General features: G+C 56.7%; 17 protein-coding genes. 8 read left to right on the top strand and 9 right to left on the bottom strand.

Features of this window, described 5'->3' with window-relative positions; translation table 11 throughout:
• Nucleotides 1-197 precede the first annotated feature (197 nt).
• Together Q1B21_RS11310 and Q1B21_RS11305 are read left to right on the top strand one after the other, a co-directional pair.
• The gene (locus tag Q1B21_RS11310; protein WP_299079224.1) at nucleotides 198-1,013 is read left to right on the top strand and encodes a VacJ family lipoprotein; all 816 of its coding nucleotides are present in this window, start codon (nucleotides 198-200) and stop codon (nucleotides 1,011-1,013) included.
• Nucleotides 1,003-1,611, top strand: coding sequence for a phospholipid-binding protein MlaC (locus Q1B21_RS11305; protein WP_299889420.1), 609 nt, complete (start codon nucleotides 1,003-1,005; stop codon nucleotides 1,609-1,611). Before Q1B21_RS11310 ends, Q1B21_RS11305 begins: the two co-directional genes overlap by 11 nt.
• 106 nt (nucleotides 1,612-1,717) lie before the next feature.
• Here the strand turns inward: Q1B21_RS11305 and fliP are convergent, their stop codons facing one another.
• The 4 genes from fliP to fliF are packed head-to-tail and all read right to left on the bottom strand — an operon-like array spanning nucleotide 1,718 to nucleotide 4,911.
• Entirely contained in the window at nucleotides 1,718-2,449 is a 732-nt protein-coding gene (gene fliP / locus Q1B21_RS11300) for a flagellar type III secretion system pore protein FliP (protein WP_299079230.1), read from the bottom strand.
• Nucleotides 2,449-2,736 carry a FliM/FliN family flagellar motor C-terminal domain-containing protein gene (locus tag Q1B21_RS11295; protein WP_298934270.1) on the bottom strand — a complete coding sequence of 96 codons (288 nt, stop codon included), beginning with the start codon at nucleotides 2,734-2,736 and terminating at the stop codon, nucleotides 2,449-2,451. The genes fliP and Q1B21_RS11295 overlap by 1 nt, the downstream gene beginning before the upstream one ends.
• Nucleotides 2,729-3,325: an ABC transporter ATP-binding protein gene (locus tag Q1B21_RS11290; protein ID WP_299889417.1), complete on the bottom strand. Its 597-nt coding sequence runs from the start codon at nucleotides 3,323-3,325 to the stop codon at nucleotides 2,729-2,731. The genes Q1B21_RS11295 and Q1B21_RS11290 overlap by 8 nt, the downstream gene beginning before the upstream one ends.
• The gene (fliF, locus tag Q1B21_RS11285; protein ID WP_299889415.1) at nucleotides 3,325-4,911 is read right to left on the bottom strand and encodes a flagellar basal-body MS-ring/collar protein FliF; all 1,587 of its coding nucleotides are present in this window, start codon (nucleotides 4,909-4,911) and stop codon (nucleotides 3,325-3,327) included. The genes Q1B21_RS11290 and fliF overlap by 1 nt, the downstream gene beginning before the upstream one ends.
• Nucleotides 4,912-5,030: 119 nt before the next feature.
• On the opposite strand from fliF, the gene fliL reads away from it, so the two are divergent.
• From fliL to Q1B21_RS11260, 5 genes are read left to right on the top strand one after another with little or no spacing between them, the layout of a single operon-like run.
• The gene (gene fliL / locus Q1B21_RS11280) at nucleotides 5,031-5,528 is read left to right on the top strand and encodes a flagellar basal body-associated FliL family protein (RefSeq protein ID WP_299889413.1); all 498 of its coding nucleotides are present in this window, start codon (nucleotides 5,031-5,033) and stop codon (nucleotides 5,526-5,528) included.
• 9 nt (nucleotides 5,529-5,537) lie between these two features.
• On the top strand, nucleotides 5,538-6,035 hold the full coding sequence (locus tag Q1B21_RS11275) for a hypothetical protein (protein ID WP_299889411.1): 498 nt from the start codon (nucleotides 5,538-5,540) through the stop codon (nucleotides 6,033-6,035).
• Nucleotides 6,032-6,616, top strand: coding sequence for a hypothetical protein (locus Q1B21_RS11270; RefSeq protein ID WP_299889409.1), 585 nt, complete (start codon nucleotides 6,032-6,034; stop codon nucleotides 6,614-6,616). Before Q1B21_RS11275 ends, Q1B21_RS11270 begins: the two co-directional genes overlap by 4 nt.
• 47 nt (nucleotides 6,617-6,663) lie before the next feature.
• Nucleotides 6,664-7,533, top strand: coding sequence for a flagellar motor stator protein MotA (gene motA / locus Q1B21_RS11265; RefSeq protein ID WP_299079248.1), 870 nt, complete (start codon nucleotides 6,664-6,666; stop codon nucleotides 7,531-7,533).
• Nucleotides 7,530-9,674 carry a hypothetical protein gene (locus Q1B21_RS11260; RefSeq protein ID WP_299889407.1) on the top strand — a complete coding sequence of 715 codons (2,145 nt, stop codon included), beginning with the start codon at nucleotides 7,530-7,532 and terminating at the stop codon, nucleotides 9,672-9,674. The genes motA and Q1B21_RS11260 overlap by 4 nt, the downstream gene beginning before the upstream one ends.
• 78 nt (nucleotides 9,675-9,752) lie before the next feature.
• Here the strand turns inward: Q1B21_RS11260 and Q1B21_RS11255 are convergent, their stop codons facing one another.
• From Q1B21_RS11255 to betB, 3 genes are all read right to left on the bottom strand, one after another.
• Nucleotides 9,753-11,105, bottom strand: a complete 1,353-nt coding sequence (locus Q1B21_RS11255; RefSeq protein WP_299889405.1) for an MmgE/PrpD family protein — start codon at nucleotides 11,103-11,105, stop codon at nucleotides 9,753-9,755.
• Nucleotides 11,102-13,546 (bottom strand): FAD-dependent oxidoreductase, encoded by a 2,445-nt coding sequence (locus Q1B21_RS11250; protein ID WP_299889403.1) that lies wholly within the window; start codon nucleotides 13,544-13,546, stop codon nucleotides 11,102-11,104. Before Q1B21_RS11250 ends, Q1B21_RS11255 begins: the two co-directional genes overlap by 4 nt.
• A gap of 149 nt (nucleotides 13,547-13,695) precedes the next feature.
• Nucleotides 13,696-15,150, bottom strand: coding sequence for a betaine-aldehyde dehydrogenase (gene betB, locus Q1B21_RS11245; protein ID WP_299889401.1), 1,455 nt, complete (start codon nucleotides 15,148-15,150; stop codon nucleotides 13,696-13,698).
• 194 nt (nucleotides 15,151-15,344) lie between these two features.
• On the opposite strand from betB, the gene Q1B21_RS11240 reads away from it, so the two are divergent.
• Nucleotides 15,345-15,674, top strand: coding sequence for a hypothetical protein (locus tag Q1B21_RS11240; protein ID WP_298934251.1), 330 nt, complete (start codon nucleotides 15,345-15,347; stop codon nucleotides 15,672-15,674).
• Nucleotides 15,675-15,679: 5 nt separating this feature from the next.
• Here the strand turns inward: Q1B21_RS11240 and Q1B21_RS11235 are convergent, their stop codons facing one another.
• A complete protein-coding gene (locus Q1B21_RS11235) occupies nucleotides 15,680-16,183 on the bottom strand; it encodes a potassium channel family protein (protein ID WP_299079266.1) in 504 nt (167 codons plus the stop codon).
• A gap of 65 nt (nucleotides 16,184-16,248) precedes the next feature.
• Nucleotides 16,249-17,154, bottom strand: coding sequence for a rhodanese-related sulfurtransferase (locus Q1B21_RS11230; RefSeq protein WP_299889398.1), 906 nt, complete (start codon nucleotides 17,152-17,154; stop codon nucleotides 16,249-16,251).
• Between the last annotated feature and the right edge of the window lie 96 nt (nucleotides 17,155-17,250).

Genomic DNA, 17,250 nt, shown 5'->3' with positions numbered 1-17,250 from the left:
TCTTGGCATAACTTCTCTTATTCCGAACTGTTGAACCGGTGTCACTTTACCCCGGACCGGCAGGCGGGTTAAACGCAAGGTGTTTCAATTTTGACCCGAAACATCTATGTGACAACGACTTGTGCCGATACAGCACTACATTGTTGATTGAATGCCTGGTCGCGAAGGTGCTAGGCCGCTTTGGAGTAACAAAGACCGTGTTAAGCAGACTTCGCCTAAAACATCTTGTTGTTCTTCCGCTGGTGTTCGTATTGACTGCGTGCGCCTCACAACCTTCAGATCAAGCCGCCCGCGGTCAGGTTTTTGACCCGTATGAAGACACAAACCGATCCGTTCACAAATTCAACCTTGGCCTGGATCGGTTCCTGTTTCGTCCAGCCTCGAAAGGTTATGTGAAAATCGTTCCCGACCCGATGGTCACCAGCTTTAGTACATTCGCCGAGAATATCTCTCTGCCTGGACAGGCGGTTGACTATCTGCTGCAGGGCAACCCCAAGCAGATGGGTAACGCACTTTTGCGGTTCGTGATCAACATGACTGTTGGCGGATTTGGGTTATCCGCCCCTGCAGACGAACTGAACCTGCCTCCGGTTGATACCGATTTCGGCGAGACACTGCATGTCTGGGGCTTTGGCGAAGGTGCTTATGTCGAACTGCCGTTCTACGGCCCCTCGACCACCCGCGATGCCGTAGGTGTCGTGGTCAACCTGTTCTCGAACCCCATCAATTTCACGCCAACGCGCCCGGCCGACAATCTGGGTGTCTATGCCGAAGTTGTACGACGGATGGGCGACCGGGGTCGGTTCTCGGACACGGTCGATTCGATCTTGTATGACAGCGCCGACAGTTATGCGCAGGCGCGTCTGATCTATTTGCAGAATCGCCGGTTTGAACTGGCAAGGGATGACGAGGATGCCTATCTGGACCTTTACACCGATCCCTATGCCGACATCGGAACCGACCCAGTCAGGGACCCCTATTTAGACCCTTACGAGGACCCCTATGCCGAGTAAAGCCTTGAACCGACGCCATTTTATTGCGACTACCCTGACGGGTGTAGCACTGACAGCGATACCTGTGTCCGCATTTGCCCAGACTGAGGCAAGCGCCAAGGCACTGGTGAACAGCGTGGTAACCGAAATCAATCGCGTGATCGCATCGGGCAAATCGGAAAACGCCATGTTGCGTGATTTCGAAAAGATCTTTGTGCAATATGCCGACGTGCCGATCATGGCGCGCTATGCTTTGGGTGTGGATGCCCGCACCGCCAGCCCGTCGCAGCTGAAAAAGTTCACCAAAGCGTTTCAGGGATATATCTCGCGCAAGTACGGCCGCCGCTTCCGGGAATTCATCGGGGGTGAGGTCAATGTACGTAACGCCCGAAAGATCAAAGCGGGGTACGAGGTCAGAACCCTGGTGAAACTGCGCGGTTCAGCACCTTTTGATGTGACTTTTCTTGTGTCCGACAAATCGGGGCGTGACAAGTTCTACAACATGTTCATCGAAGGCGTGAACCTGCTGCTGACCGAACGAACTGAAATCGGCGCAATGCTGGATGCAAGAAAAGGCAACCTGAACCAGCTGATCAAGGACCTTGACCGGACGGGTTAAGACTGAGTGTGTTCGAACCTGCCTATTTTGCGGTTCCTCAACACAGTCCTTGAGAACTGGCGGTTATGCCGCAAACGCGCCCTTTGATGGAACACCCTGACAGGTGTCATGGCATGTAACTGCGCACCAAGGCGCTGGCGATCAGTGCCCATCCGTCGGCGATCACAAAGAACGCCAGTTTGAACGGCAGTGAAACAATCGCGGGCGGCACCATCATCATACCCATGGACATAAGAACAGCGGCTACCACCAGATCGATGATCAAAAATGGCAGAAAGATCAGAAAGCCGATCTGAAAGGCCCGGGCAATCTCGGAAAGCATAAAAGACGGCATCAGAACCGAAAGCGGGGCCTGGGCTGACAGTTCCAGCGCGTCGCCTCCGGGTCGTAATGCCGCCATGGCATAGAACGTGTCCACGTCCAAACGGTTGGCCATAAATACCCTGAATGGCTCCAATGCGCGTTCTAATGCTGTTTCAACACCCATCGTTTCTTCAACCAGTGGGCGGATTCCATCGGTCCAAGCCTCGGTAAACACGGGCTCCATGATAAAGTAAGTCAGAAACAGAGCCAGGCTTACGATCAACATGTTTGGTGGTGATTGCTGCAGCCCGATACCTTGTCTCAGGATGGCCAGAACGGTGATCAAAAACGGAAAACAAGTGATCATGATCGCTAACCCAGGCGCAAGGCTCAGCACGGTGATCAGCAGAATCAGCTGGATGGTCCGGGCCGAGATTGACCCGCCCTCGCCCAGCGAAAGCGTCAGCTCCTGTGCCACGGCAAGCGACGGGCTTAGAAATACAGCCGCACAAACCAAACAGATCAGGGCGCGCATTACCCGATCCCATTTTGCAGATCGGCAATTTCCGTCAATCGCACAGCCAGTTGACCGGCTTGATCGCCCTCCATTTCCTCGAGCAAACCGCGTGCAACCAATTGGTCTCCGACATACAGGTCAACCGGATCCTCAATCCGCTTGTCCAAGGTCAACACAGCGTTCTCGCCCATGTTCAACAGGTCCTTGATCAAAGGGCGTGCACGGCCAACCGACACGGTTACTTCGATCGGAACAGAATCAAACGGGTTCGGCTTATCTGATTTCGGGGTCTGAGTATCACTCATTTGACAAAGCCTCTCTTGCCTCAAACACATAGGAATCGAATGCGTACGCGACCGAAGCCAGCAGAGCGCTGCAATCGATCTCGCGTCGGGAAACGCCTACTTGCAACCGCGCTTGGCCCGGGTCCAGCGACGCATCCTCAATCACGCGCGGGGTCGGCGATAAGTCGGATGGAATCATCGCCTCGACGTCTTTGGCACACCCTTTGGGCACCCTGATCTGCATCGGCTGTTCAATCTGTTCACCAGCCATGCCACACAATTGCTCGACCATCCGGGCCGCAAAGCCGCGCTCCATAGTGTCCGGCAGAACGATGCGGGTCAGGCTCTGGAACATCGGTTCCAGCGACAGCGTCATGCGGTTGATTGCCTCGTGGTAGGTGAACGACATGTCCTGCAATGCATTGCCAAGCTCGGCCGAGACCTGCCCTTGGCTTTGTTCTTGCGCCTGCATCGCGTCTTCCCACCCAGCGCCATACCCCTTTTCAAAGGCCGCAAGGTTTTGTTCTTCCAATGCTTCGTCATCCAGCAAATGAATCTTGCCGCCGCCGGACTGCACCGTGAAGTCTTCAAGAAGATGGGTAATGGACATCACGCACGCTCCTCGCCTTCTTCAAGCCAACTGCGAAGGATCTCCACTGTCTCCTCCTGCTTGTCACCGATCATGGACCGAAGCCGATCCACCGGATCTTCTGACACAGCGGAGCCGAGCGCCGGTACATTGGCTTGCGCCGGAAGTTGCGAAAAGTCCGATCCGTCAGCCGCCGCAATTTCGCCCGTTAGCAGCGGGGCATCGTCCGCTACAGGTGCTGCGCCGGCTGGCAGTAAGGCCTGGGCCATTGCGGGTTTCATCAAGATCGGTCGGATGACAAACAACGCCAGAACCAGAGAGACAATCGCCAGAACGGCCATTTGGATGAGAGACATCGCATCCAGATGGATCTTCTGCCACATCGACGCCGAGACCAGTGTCCCCTGAGGTTCAACAGCTGGCAGATCCAGAGATTTCAATGTGATTACATCCCCACGTTCGGGATCAAACCCGACGGCAGATGCAACAAGCTCTTCCAACGCGTCGAGCTCGGTCTGCGGCAGCGGTGTAAAGGTTTCGGCACCGGCGGCGTCAACTGCGCGCATGCCATTGACCAATACGGCAACCGTCAGCCGTTTGATTGCCCCTGGTGCATTATGGACCTCAAGCTCGGTCTCGGACACTTCATAGTTCACACGTTCGCGGGTTTGCGTCGCCGTCGAATTCGATTCATCACCCCCTGCACCATCACCATCAGGCAGGTTCGACGCAACAGTTACATCAGACGACTGGTTGCGGGCGCTATCCGATTTCTCTTCAACATCCGTGCTAATCGCAACGCGACCTTTGGGATCAAAGCGCCGTTCGCGGATCGATTCCGTTTTGGTCACGGTATCGACGCTAACCTCGACCACAGCGTTGCCAGTGCCAACCCGAGCCTCGACTAGGCGCAAAACCCGTTCGCGCAATTGGCGGGACTTATCATCGGCCGTATCAGCGGCCACCGCCGTCTCCTGCCCTCCGATTACGGATCCATTGGAATCAATAACAGCCACGTTCTCGGGCGCCAGACCACTGACGGCGGATGACACAAGAAAGCGAACCGCCTTGGCCTGATCGCCAGTTATATCTGACCCCGATGGAACCAGATAGACCGAGGCGGTTGGAGCGACGCTTCGCTGAAACGGGTTCGCCGATGCATTTGCAATATGAACCCGAGCTTGGCTGATATGGCGACTGCCGACAATGGTGCGCGCCAACTCACCCTCTTTCGCGCGCCAATAGGCGGCATCGAACATCTGCGACGTGGTACCAAAACCGCTGAGTGTATCTAGCAGTTCGTACCCACGGTTACTGTTTGCAGGCAAGCCTTCGCTGGCCAACATCATGCGCAATTCGTCCCGCTTTGCGCCTGGAACATAGATGGACCCGCCACGAATCTCGTATGGCACACCACGCTGATCCAGCGAACGGACGATGTCCCCTGCGGCACCGCTTTCCAGCCCTGCATATAGCAGTGTCATCGACGGCGCGGACACAAGCCGTGACATCCCCAATACACCAAGAAAGACCAGCACAACCGCACCAGCGACGACAATTTGTTTTCGCCTGTCCAAACCCGCCCAGACGGTTCCGATCTGCTGCACACTCACCTCCGACTCGCCGACATTCTGCCCGGCACCCCTCTTGTTTGGCCGAATGCCCTTAACAATCGGTTAGTCCATATAGGGTTATGACAGTTGCAGATTGGATGAATGAGGACGTCATGACCGACGCAACTGCAGAACAGGCGGAGGCCCCTGTAAAAAAGGGGAAAATGGGGTTGATTGTCGGGTTGATTCTGGCGATCTCAGGCGCGGCCGCTGGGTATTTTCTGACTTCGTCCGGGGTGTTGCCCTTTGGCGCCAAGGCAGAAAAGGCCGCCATTGATAAAACCCAGGAAGACATGCCCGCTAAGGCACTTGCAGATGTGGGATTCGTCGATCTTCCGCCTGTCATCGTATCTGTGAATACGGGCGAGTCGCGCCATCTGAAATTTCATGCGCAGCTCGAAGTTAACGCACCGTACATCGCTGATGTGGAAAAAATGCAGCCACGAATCATGGATGTCCTGAACGGGTATCTGCGGGCCGTTGAAATCTCGGATCTTGAGGATTCTCTAGCCCTGATACGCATTCGCGGGCACCTGCTGCGGCGCTTCGGAATTGTCGTCGGCGAAGGCCGGGTGCGTGACGTTCTGGTCATGGAATTTGTACTGAATTAGGAGGCGAAATTGGAGCTGGTTGCGGATATTTTGCTGGTTGCGGGGGCGCTGGGCGCGGGCCTTTATTGCTTTGTGCTGTCACGACGGCTCAAGCGGTTCACAAATCTCGAAAAGGGCGTAGGCGGCGCTGTTGCCGTACTGTCTTCTCAGGCGGATGAGCTGAGGACATCGCTGGAGAGCGCGCGGGCGGCCTCTGACCAATCGGGCGATGTGCTTAAAGACCTCACTCAACGTGCGGAGACAGTGGCTCAGCGGCTGGAACTCATGATGGCGTCGATGCATGACGTTGTCACAGATGAGACTGTCGACACTGCTACCAAATCGGATGCCTCCCCCAGAGACGACCTGCCTTCTGATTCAATGACCCAGGACATCAAGGTCGCGGCGCAAGAGCTCGCTGTCTCGTCTGAATCCGGAGATGCCTCAGCCCTTGATGCCTCTGCAAAAGTCCCTGAAGGCGTGATGTTTTTCCGGCATGACCGCAAGCAGAACGAGGCCCCAAAATGAGAAGTCGCCCGGCAAATGAGACGCGCGGGCATCCACGAGGTGGTGTTCTTGCGGTGATTTCTTTTTTGATGATTGGCTCAGCTGCGATTCGGTTGGGGTTGGAAGCCGGGCCAGCCCTGGCCAAATCGACAGAACCTCAGCCTATCGAAAGTAAGTCTGCCTCGGCGGATACACGGGATGTTCAGGTTGTATTGACCGAACTTTTGCGTCGCGAGGAACGCGTGCAGGCGCGCGAAGATGCATTGGTCGAAAGGGAAAAAGCGCTGGAGATAGCAGACCAGGCAATTGAGACCAGATTAATTGCGATGCAAGAGGCCGAAACTTCCCTGCGCGCGACGCTGGCCGTGGCGGACAAGGCTGCGGAAACTGATCTGACGCGTCTGACAGACGTGTACCAGAACATGAAGCCCAAAGATGTCGCTGCGCTGTTCGAGACCATGGACCCGACTTTTGCGGCTGGTTTTCTGTCGCGCATGCCGCCTGACGCTGCAGCTGGAGTCCTTGCCGGTCTCAGCCCCGAAGTGGCGTATACGATCAGTGTTGTGATGGCCGGGCGCAACGCCAACGCCCCGCAGGAGTAGTTGCCCGTGTCCCCTAACCCTGCACTGGATATTGCTGGAGATCACAAATGATTGGAATTGTTGGAATTGTCGTCATTTTCGTGATGGTGTTCGGCGGTTATCTCGCCGCAGGCGGCAAGATGACCATCATTATGAAGTCCCTACCGTTTGAGATGATGATGATCGGCGGCGCCGCAATCGGTGCGTTCCTGATCAGTAACGATATGAGCGGCGTAAAACACACACTCAAAGACATGGGAAAAGTCTTCAAAGGGCCAAAATGGAAACCGGAGGATTATCGCGACCTGTTGTGCCTTTTGTTTTCGTTAATCCGCATCGCGCGTGCAAATCCGGTAGAGGTTGAACAACATATTGAAGAGCCCGAAAGTTCCAGCATCTTTTCCGCGTACCCCAAGATACAGGCTGATAAGGAAGCTGTTGATCTTATTTGCGACACCATGCGATCGGCTTCGATGAACTATGACGATCCGCATCAGGTCGAAGAGGTTCTGGAGAAACGGATGGAGGCTAATTTTCACCATGCGATGCACTCCAGCCACGCGCTGCAGACCGTGGCAGACGGCCTGCCTGCGCTGGGGATTGTTGCCGCGGTTCTGGGTGTGATCAAGACAATGGGGTCGATCGATCAGCCGCCCGAAGTTTTGGGAAAACTGATCGGTGGCGCTTTGGTCGGTACATTCCTGGGGGTTTTTTTGGCGTATGGGTTGGTCGGCCCATTTTCAGGTAAGTTGAAATCCGTGGTGGAGGAGGACAACCACTTTTACCAGCTGATCAAAGAGGTTCTGGTTGCCAACCTGCACAATCACAACGCGGCGATGTGCATTGAAGTCGGGCGTCAAAACACACCGACCCACAACCGCCCCGGCTTTACCGAGCTTGAGGACGCGCTGAAGGAACTTAAGCAGGCGGCGGCATGACACGATTTTGTGCAGTGGTTTCCATCCTGATTGCGGTCGCATCGGGCGCAGCGTCGAAGGAAGTGACGGTACGATCTGGCGAGCATGACGGGTACACACGCCTTGTGTTCAACGTGCCCCCAGACACCGGTTGGGTTTTGGCGCAGCAGAAAAATGGCGCAACGCTGACCGTGGAGGTGGATGACGTCACCTTTCAAACCAGATCGGTCTTTGGACGCCTGACAACCAATCGTCTGTCGTCCCTGTCGCAATCCCAGCCCGGGGCCGCATTGAACATGGAGTTCGGATGCGATTGCGTCGCGTCGGCCTTTTTGTTTAGAAACTCGATGATCGTGGTCGACATCGCACCTGGCATTTCATTGCCACCGCTGACCACTTACATCCCTCCGCCAGTTTTGACGCGCGAACCAGACCGTGAATCTCACCCCAAAAGACTGGGTCTGAAAGTGGATTTGAAGCTGCCGCCTCTGAACATGAACGAGCAGGAGTTTAGGGACCAGTTGTCTGCGCGTCTGCTGCAAGGCGCGGATAGGAGCCTGCTTGACCTGAACCTGGCACCTGTCGGGCCTCGTAATTCGTCCAGTGTTTCGAGAACGGCAGTGCCGCCCAGTCTGAGTTCGAATATTCATCTGTCGAGTGTACTTGACGATCTGAACGGGTTGCTTGGTGCAGAATTGCTGCAGATCGGGGATAGGCCGACCTGTTTCTCGACCACCGAATTGGGCTTTGATCACTGGTCTGAAGCGCGCCCATTCCACAGCCAGTTGGCGGACCTAAGGGTTGGGCTGTATCAGGAGTTTGATCATCTGGACGACGAGCGCGCTGTCAGTCTCGCCAAGCTCTACGCGTTTTATGGATTTGGGGCAGAGGCGATCAGAGTATTGGGGTTGATGGAGACGCAAACCCCCGAACTGACGAGGGTTTCCGCCATCGCATATATCATGGACGATCGACAGATGTCCGGACCAAACCCATTCAGAAAACTACAGCGATGTGACAGCGACGCGGCGCTATGGGCGGTTCTATCGGAAAGTGAGCTGGCATCCGAAGCCGATGTTGAGGCGATTGAACAAGCCTTTGCCAGGCTGCCTGAACATCTTCGTCGCACGCTCGGGCCAAGGGTGTCGTCCATCTTGCTCGATGCTCAGGAGCTAGAGGCCGCGCGGCGCGTGTTGCGCTCGGTTAATCGCATCGAACTGACCGAACACTCCAGCGTGACACGAGTAAAGGCCAAGGTCGCCGAGGCAGCAGGTGACGACGAGCGCGCTGAAACCTTGCTCAGCGAGGTCGCCTCCAGCCCGGGCGCTTTGACGGAAGCACCATTGGCACTGGCCCGGTTGGTTGACAAACGCTGGGTTGATCGGGGAGCGGTAACATCGCAAGAGCTTGGGCTTGCCGCGTCTTATGCGATGGAATTCCGACGATCCGAGATTGGACCTATGATGGCGCGAACTCATGCAGTCGCTCTTGGCTTGAGCCATGAATTCGACAGCGCACTGGATCTGATCAAGACTTTGCCAGATGGAGAAGAGGTGCCAGTCACCTTGAATCGGCACCTTCAATTGCTCGCAGAGCGATCGGACGATGTGACTTTTCTGCGCCAAGCATTAGCTATGCCATCAGAGTTCACCGATCTGTTGTCGACAGATACCGCTATAATCCTATCGAATCGCCTCGCTTCGCTTGGGTTTGCGGCACAGAGTTTTGCTTTGGCCAACAGACAACAAGACAGCATCAGACGATCTGAACGGGCGCGGTTACGGGCCCGCGCTGCCCTGATGGATGGTCGCCCACATCAGGCGATGCTAGAGTTGGAAAGTGATGCATCGAGAAATGCAGTTGCGCTGCGGGTTCAGGCCATGAGCGCCGTTGAAGACTATGCGGCAGCTGGCGAGATGTCGCGGGAACTCGGAGAAATAATGATGGCGAACCGCTATTTGTGGCTGGCCGGACTACCGCCCGCGGTCGGTTCAGAGCCGGCAGGGAAATTCGCGAACATAAATGCAGCGGCAACAGCATTGTCCGAACCGCCAATCAGATTGCCAGCCAGACCACTGGCGGATGCGGCCAATTTACTGGATGACAGCGCAAAGGCGCGTCAGCAGATCGCTGAGCTTCTCGACTCGGTAAAGAACGAATAGCGCGTCGGTTGTGGCAGCCATCTTAGGCCCAACCAGTTTGTTCGCCTGAGGGGCTATGGCCGCGCTCGACAGTTGGTCTCAGGTCGTCGGCGGGTCATAGATAAGGTCCGCCACATCCGCGTAGGAAGTCTCTGAGTTGGTCCAGCCCAAAACAGCCTGGCGAATGGCCTCGGCACGCGCACGCCCAACGACGGGAGAGGCGAATTGCATGAACTTTTCGATCACTTCAGTCTTGGTCAGCGGTGCTTCGGTGCCTCCGCGGGCGTCAATGTGGCCTGACATCAGGACGCGCCCGTCTGTGGTGGTGATACGGACATCGGCGCTGCGACCTTGCGGGAAACCTGCGTTGTGATGATCGCTTTCGGCCACATGAATACGCGCCATCAAAGCGGCGACACCCGGATCGGACAAACTGGTGCCTGTGATCTGTTCCACTCCAATCTGACCATGCACCGCGTAGCTAGCCACTGCAAATGCCAGCGAATACTGCGCCTGTGACGTCGTTTCAGGCAGGCCGGAAAACAGGCAAACCGCTTCGTGGAAACTACGGATGTCCAACCTTTTGATTTGCTCATGGGTCAGATCATGCTCGGACAGTATCGCTCTTACCCCGTCGATTGCGGCATGGGCCCATCGGCAGATCGGGTAAGGTTTTATGTATTGATTTTCGACCACCCAGAACGCGCCCAGATCCGCCCAATGCGGCGCGGCCACGGCTGCTTCGATTGTGATCGCAGGGGCGCCGGTAAAGCCACGCTCGGCCAGGATTGCTGCTGACATTCCTACCATCGCGCCCCAGCCTGATCCGTCATGTAACATCGTAGGGTTTGCAATCTCGCGCATCATCTGGCTGCGGGGGCCGTGGAATTCAGCGATCCCCATCGCTTGTCGCAATTGTTCGGGTGTATGCCTGCGCAAGCGCGCAGCCATTGCCGCTACGCCCAGCGCATTCCAGGCCCCAGAGGTGTGATAGTCGCTGACACTTGCGTGCAGCGACAAACCGGCACGTCCCGCGACCTCGTAACCGGTAATCACCGCGGCCAAAGCCTCGGGTCCCGTCAGATCTGGACAGTGTTCCGCAAGGGCCGCGAGGGCAGGCAAAACGACGACGCCTATATGGCCTTTGACCGGGTTATAGCCGTCATGACCGTCCAGATTGTCGGTATGGGTTGCAGCGGCATAGGTGGCCCCGGCCATACTGACCTGTCGCCCGTCAAACATCATGCGCGCGCTGTAGGACGGGTCTGAACTGGCATAGAGCAACGCCGCCGTATCGCGCGCGATCACTCCAGCCTCCATTGGGCCCGATGCGATCAGAATGCCCATCGTGTCCAGCATCAACAACGCGGCAGCCTCGCGCGCGCTGATGGGCATGTCCTGTGCCGAACGGCCCAGGGCAAATTTGGCAACGCAGGCGAAGGTGTCTGTCATTTGACCGCTTCCATCACGAGCGGTCTATCACCACGCAGGCGCAGGCCGTCGGGATCGAATGGCGGTTTCGCCAACAACTGGGCAGTATGAGGTTTGCCGAGGATAAAGATCTCAACCGTTTCGCCGGGCCGCGCCACACTCGGATCGGCATACCCGAGCGCCAGTGATTTGCCGACCGAATAGCCGTAAGCGCCGGACGTCACACGACCTACTGGTCTCCCATCGGGGGTAAAGATCGGCTCACCTCCCGCTGCGTCGGCGTCGACCGCATCAACCTCAAAAATCGAGAGCACCTCACGCGGGGCGTTGTCCTTGACGGCCAGGTAGGCGTCTTTGTGCAAAAACTCCTTGTCCAGCTTGATCAACCCTGCCAGCCCGACCTCTTGTGGCCAGTATTCCTGAGAATACTCCCGACCCCACGAACCATAACCTTTTTCGATGCGCAGAGAGCCCAACGCACGGCCGCCCACCGGGCCGCCATCCATTTCTTTTGCCATTTCCAAAAGCGCTGAATAGAGCCTGATTTGATCCTCTTCCGCGCAATGCAGCTCCCACCCTAGATCGCCAGTAAAGCTGACGCGAATGGCCAGACATGTAACCCCTGCCACGTCAACGGTCTGCGAGCGCATGAACCGGAAGGCCTCGTTTGACAGATCCGCATTTGTCAGGCGCTGCAGCATGTCGCGCGACTTTGGTCCCGCCACGTTGAAACCCGCGATACGATCTGTTGCAACCTCGAGCGTGGTGCCCTCAGGCAGATCGACCATGTTGAAGAAACGCTGGTGGTAGCGCTCGGCCATGCCAGAGCCGATCATCATGTACTCATCATCTGAGACTTTTGTGATTGTGAAATCGCCAGCGACGCCGCCCCGAACCGAGATCAGTGGAGTCAGACACGACCGCCCTACGTCAGTCGGGACCCGGTTGGCCACCAGGCGGTCCAGCCAATCGTAGGCCCCTGGACCTTTGATCACGTAATTGGCGAAGTTCGAGATATCGATCACACCGACAGTCTCACGTAGCATCCTCGCTTCGCGACCGACCGGCTCCCACCAGTTTTGACGGGTGAAGCCGTTAGTTTCGATGGCTCCCGGCTGATCCGCGAACCACAGCGGGTGCTCCCAGCCACAATTGAGGCCAAAGAAGCAGCCCATCTCTTGTTGCATCTTATTCGCAGGACGGGTGCGGGCAGGACGACCGGCGCTGCGCTCTTCGTTTGGGAAATGGATCGCGAAACGATGCGAATACTGGTCCTCAACCCGCGCTTTAGTGAATGTCTTGTCCGCCCAATCGCCGAAACGGGCCAAGTCCCAGGCGAACATGTCGTATTGTGGCTCCCCGTCGATCATCCATTGCGCGGACAACAGCCCCAGCCCGCCGGACTGAGAGAAGCCAGGGATAATCCCGGTACAGCAGAAATAATTCTGCAACTCGGGCACCGGCCCCCAGATCGCATTGGCATCCGGAGACCAAATCATTGGCCCGTTGATTACTCGTTTGACCCCTGCGGTGGCGGCGACGGGAACACGTTCCGTCGCGCGAATCACATTCTCCATGATCCGGTCCAGATCATCGGGGAACAGCTCGTGGGCAAAATCCAATGGCGTGCCGTCTTCCGCCCAGAACCGCATGTCTTTCTCATAGGCGCCGATCAGCAGGCCATTGCCTTCCTGACGGAAGTAATACTCGCCATCCCGGTCGGCGATGGACGGTAGGCGGCGGCCCAGCTCGGCAACCTCATCAATCGCCTCGGTTACAAAATACTGATGCTCAGTCGGTTGCAAGGGCAGCTCTACACCCGCAAGCGCTGCGACTTCGCGCCCCCAAAGACCACCGGCATTGACCACCCATTGTGTATGGATATCACCCTTTTTGGTGCGCACGACCCAGGACCCATCTGGTTGCTGTTCAGTGCCTGTTACGGGGCAAAACCGCTCGATCGTAGCGCCCATTGCCCGCGCGCCAGCAGCATAGGCATGGGTCACGCCCGAGGGATCGACATTGCCGCCATCGGGTTCGAACATGATGCACCGAACATCGTCAAATTGCGCCAACGGGTGCAGTTCCATCGCCTGTTCGCGGCTGATTTCGTGAAAATTCAGACCGTAGAACTTGGCTTTGGCCTCTTGCAGTCGCAATTGGTGTTCCCGGTCTTCGGTCTGCGCGAGGTAGAGCGACCCGGATTGGAACACACCACAGCCTTGCCCGGTTTCCTTCTCCAGCTCTTTATACAGATTCATCGTATAATGCTGGATGCGGGTGATATTGTTGTTGTCGTGCAGCCCGTGAATATTCGCCGCCGCGTGCCAGGTTGAACCGCTGGTCAACTCATCCCGTTCCAGCAGGACCACGTCGGTCCAACCGAGCTTGGCCAAATGGTAAAGAATCGAACAACCGACAAGGCCCCCTCCGATAACGACGGCCTGCGCGTGGGTTTTCATGGGATAGTCTCCTGCGTTTCGGGCGCCGCCAGATCGGCTCCGTTGCAGGAAAGTCAGCCACAGGTCGGGATGGGCTTATGCTCTGTTCCCGACGCGAAATGTCGGGAACAGATATCTCATGGCTCGAATAATTCTCAACCAGAGTTGAATCAGTATGGTGCGTCGACGTCGTTCATCGAAACGTAAACCGTCTTCATCTCGCTGAAATGGTTGATCGCCAGCTTGGAATTCTCGCGCCCGACACCGGACATTTTCGATCCACCAAAGGGCGCTTCGACCGGGGCAAGGTTGTAGGTGTTGATATAGCACGTACCGGCTTCAAACCCTGCGACGATGCGATGGGCACGGGTCAGATCGTTGGTGAACACGCCCGCTGCCAAGCCGAACTCGGTGTCATTGGCGCGCGCTAAAACCTCTTCTTCGGTGTCGAAATCCAGAACTGACATGACCGGGCCAAAGATTTCCTCGCGCGCGATGGCCATATCGTCGGTGACATCGGCAAAGACCGTTGGCTGCATGTAGTAGCCGTCGCCTTCAATCTGTGCCCCGCCATAGACCAGCCGTGCGCCTTCGGATTTGCCTTTTTCGACATAGCTCAACGCGATGTTCATTTGGTTTTCGCTGACCATCGGGCCAAAGTTGACTTGCTCATCCAGTGGATCGCCGATTTTTGTCGTAGCCAGACGTTCAGACAGTCGGTTCAAGAACGCCTCTTTGATGCCTTTCTGAACGAAAACACGGGTGCCATTCGAACAGACCTGCCCCGAGGAATAGAAGTTGCCCAAAATCGAACCGGATACCGCGTTTTCAATGTCAGCATCGTCGAACACGATCATCGGGGACTTGCCGCCCAATTCCATCGTCACGTGCTTCATGCCATCTGCTGCCGCGGCATAGACCTTACGACCCGTCGGAACCGATCCGGTCAGCGACACTTTGGCAACGCGCGGATCGGTGACCAACGATGCGCCCACGTCACCGTAGCCTTGGATCACATTGTAGACCCCCTTGGGCGCCCCGGCTTCGATAAGAATCTCGGCAACCTGCAGCGCCGACAACGGCGTGGTTTCAGATGGCTTGAAGATCATCGTATTGCCACAGGCCAGCGCCGGGGCCCCTTTCCAGCAAGCGATCTGGGTCGGGTAGTTCCACGCACCGATACCAACACACACGCCCAACGCCTCGCGGATGGTATAGACGAAATCGCCACCGCCCAGAGGAATGTGTTCCCCGGTCAGGGATGCGGCCAATCCTCCGAAGTATTCCAACGCGTCCGCGCCGCTGGTCGCGTCTGCCACCAGCGTTTCCTGCAAGGGTTTTCCGGTGTCATGGGTTTCCAGGATCGACAGCTCGCGATTGCGATCACGCATGATGTCTGACGCACGGCGCAGGATGCGGCCGCGCTCGGTTCCAGACATGGCAGCCCAGGCCTTCTGAGCAGTTTTTGCGCTGTTTAGAGCCTGATCAACGATCGCAGGCGTCGCCGAATGCAGCCGTGCGATCACTTCTCCGGTTGCGGGATAGATCACGTCGATGGGTGCGCCGCTGGTATCTTCGACATAGGCGCCGTCGATGAAATGGCTGGCCTTGGGCTGAAACTTCATAACCGAGTCCTCTTTTTTGCAAGCGCGGCCCCTGGTTCGGTCACAAAGGGCAGCTTAATTCGCCCCTACCGGTTATTGATTGGTCAGTCAATAACCTCACCAAACAGCCTGAAGTGCGGGCTCGGCAGTGTGGGCAGGCTTGAAAAATTAACCAAATGTTCTATATATGTTCTACACAGTCAGAGGATACACCGATGGCACAGTCTGCTCGAACTTTAGCGCCTAGCGGCCCGACTAATGATTACCACCTGCTGCCGGTAACAGACCGCCAGATGCGCTACGCCCGCGCGATTGCCGAACAATCGGCGCTTGAAATTCCTGTTGAGGCGCAGCGCGACCGGCGGATGCTTTCTGATTGGATCTCGACACATAAACCCCGGGCTGCATCCCCTTTTGACAACTACCCGACCGGAAAGCAGGTCGCCTTTGCCGAGCGGATTTCACGCAGCAAACGCCGCCCGATCCCATCCGAGTGTTTCCGCGATAAACACCGGATGTCCCGCTGGATCGACGAGAACAAATAAGTTGATCAACTACGGCTGTGGTTATGTGAGTATATGGTGACTGCTGCTGCGACAAACAGGCCCAACAGGATATACCCTGTGACGGCCTCGGCCGCAGCCAGACCCCGGCACAGCCCTGCCGGGGACAGATCGCCGTATCCGACTGTGGTAAAGGTCACGTAGGAGAAATACAGCACATCCGCAGGTCCTTTGGCGCCGACGACGCATAGATCGCTGTATCCAAACGCGCCATAAACGGCAGCAAAAAGGAACGGCACCACCTGGATAAACGACACGCCCATCAGAAACAAAAGCCTGCGGGGCGATTTAACCTGCGTCATGTAGAACCAGGATTGCGAAATCAGCCAGATGACAAGGCCTATCGAGGCAAATGTACCAATCGTGTCACCCGCAGCAGATTCGCTGAGGCGGGACAGCCCGTACCAGGCCAGAAAGCTTGCAACCACCAGCCCCGCCGCCGCAAACAGTGTCGATTTCCATTCATCCAGAGTTTTGGGTTCGCGGGACATAGCCACTCCGCTTTGATGACAGTCAAACAACCATCCGGCGTCACACCGGCCGACGCAACCCGAATTCAGTCCGCACCCAAATGTTCAACGCCGCGCGCTCGGGCCAAACCAATCTGCTTTTGCCGCTCGCGAAAGCGCATCTTGTCCGCCTCAGACGTCTCGTTGATGCATCGATGGCAAGACACCCCGTGCTCGTATTCTGGGCGTTTCACGTCTTCGGGCAGGATTGGTCGCCGACACCCGTGGCACAATTTATGTGGGCCTTCAACCAGCCCGTGCCCAACTGAGACACGGTTGTCGAAAACAAAACAATCGCCCTGCCAGGTACTGTCTTCCGCTGGCATTTCCTCAAGATAACGCAGGATGCCACCTTTCAGGTGATAGACATCCTCTAACCCCTGACCCAGCAGATAGTTGGTGGATTTCTCGCAGCGGATGCCGCCGGTACAGAACATCGCGACCCGTTTGTTGTGGAACCGTTCCTTATTCTCTTCCCACCAGGCTGGAAATTCACGAAAACTGGTCGTTTCAGGGTCTATTGCTCCTTCAAACGTACCAATCGCTACTTCGTAGTCGTTGCGGGTGTCGATCACGACCACGTCGTCGGAACGGATCAGATCGTTCCACTCGTCTGGTTCAACATAGTTACCGACGCGGGCGCGCGGGTCCACATCCGGCTGCCCCATGGTGACGATCTCCTTTTTAAGACGCACCTTCATTTTGCCAAACGGCGGGTGATCGGCAGCGGCCTCTTTCCACTCCAGATCGGCGCAACCCGGCAAAGCCTTGATGTGGGCCAGCACCGCGTCGATGCCGTCACGGGGTCCGGCGATGGTGCCGTTAATCCCTTCGCGTGCCAGCAACAGAGTGCCTTTGACCGATTTGGCACGGCACAGCTCTGCCAATGGGTCACGCAGAGCGGCGTGATCAGCGAAACGGGTAAAGTGGTATAGGGCAGCGATCGTGTACATGCGCGCGGTCTAAACCCGCTGGGCCGGAGTCGCAAGGGATCGGATTGACGCCCCGCACATGGCCCCTTACCCATATTGCAGTCAACGGAGGCCACC

Origin of the sequence: uncultured Ruegeria sp. (assembly GCF_947504215.1) — a bacterium.
Taxonomy (GTDB): domain Bacteria; phylum Pseudomonadota; class Alphaproteobacteria; order Rhodobacterales; family Rhodobacteraceae; genus Ruegeria.
The sequence above is the reverse complement of the archived record's forward strand: the minus strand, read 5'-3'. Positions and strand labels throughout refer to the sequence as shown.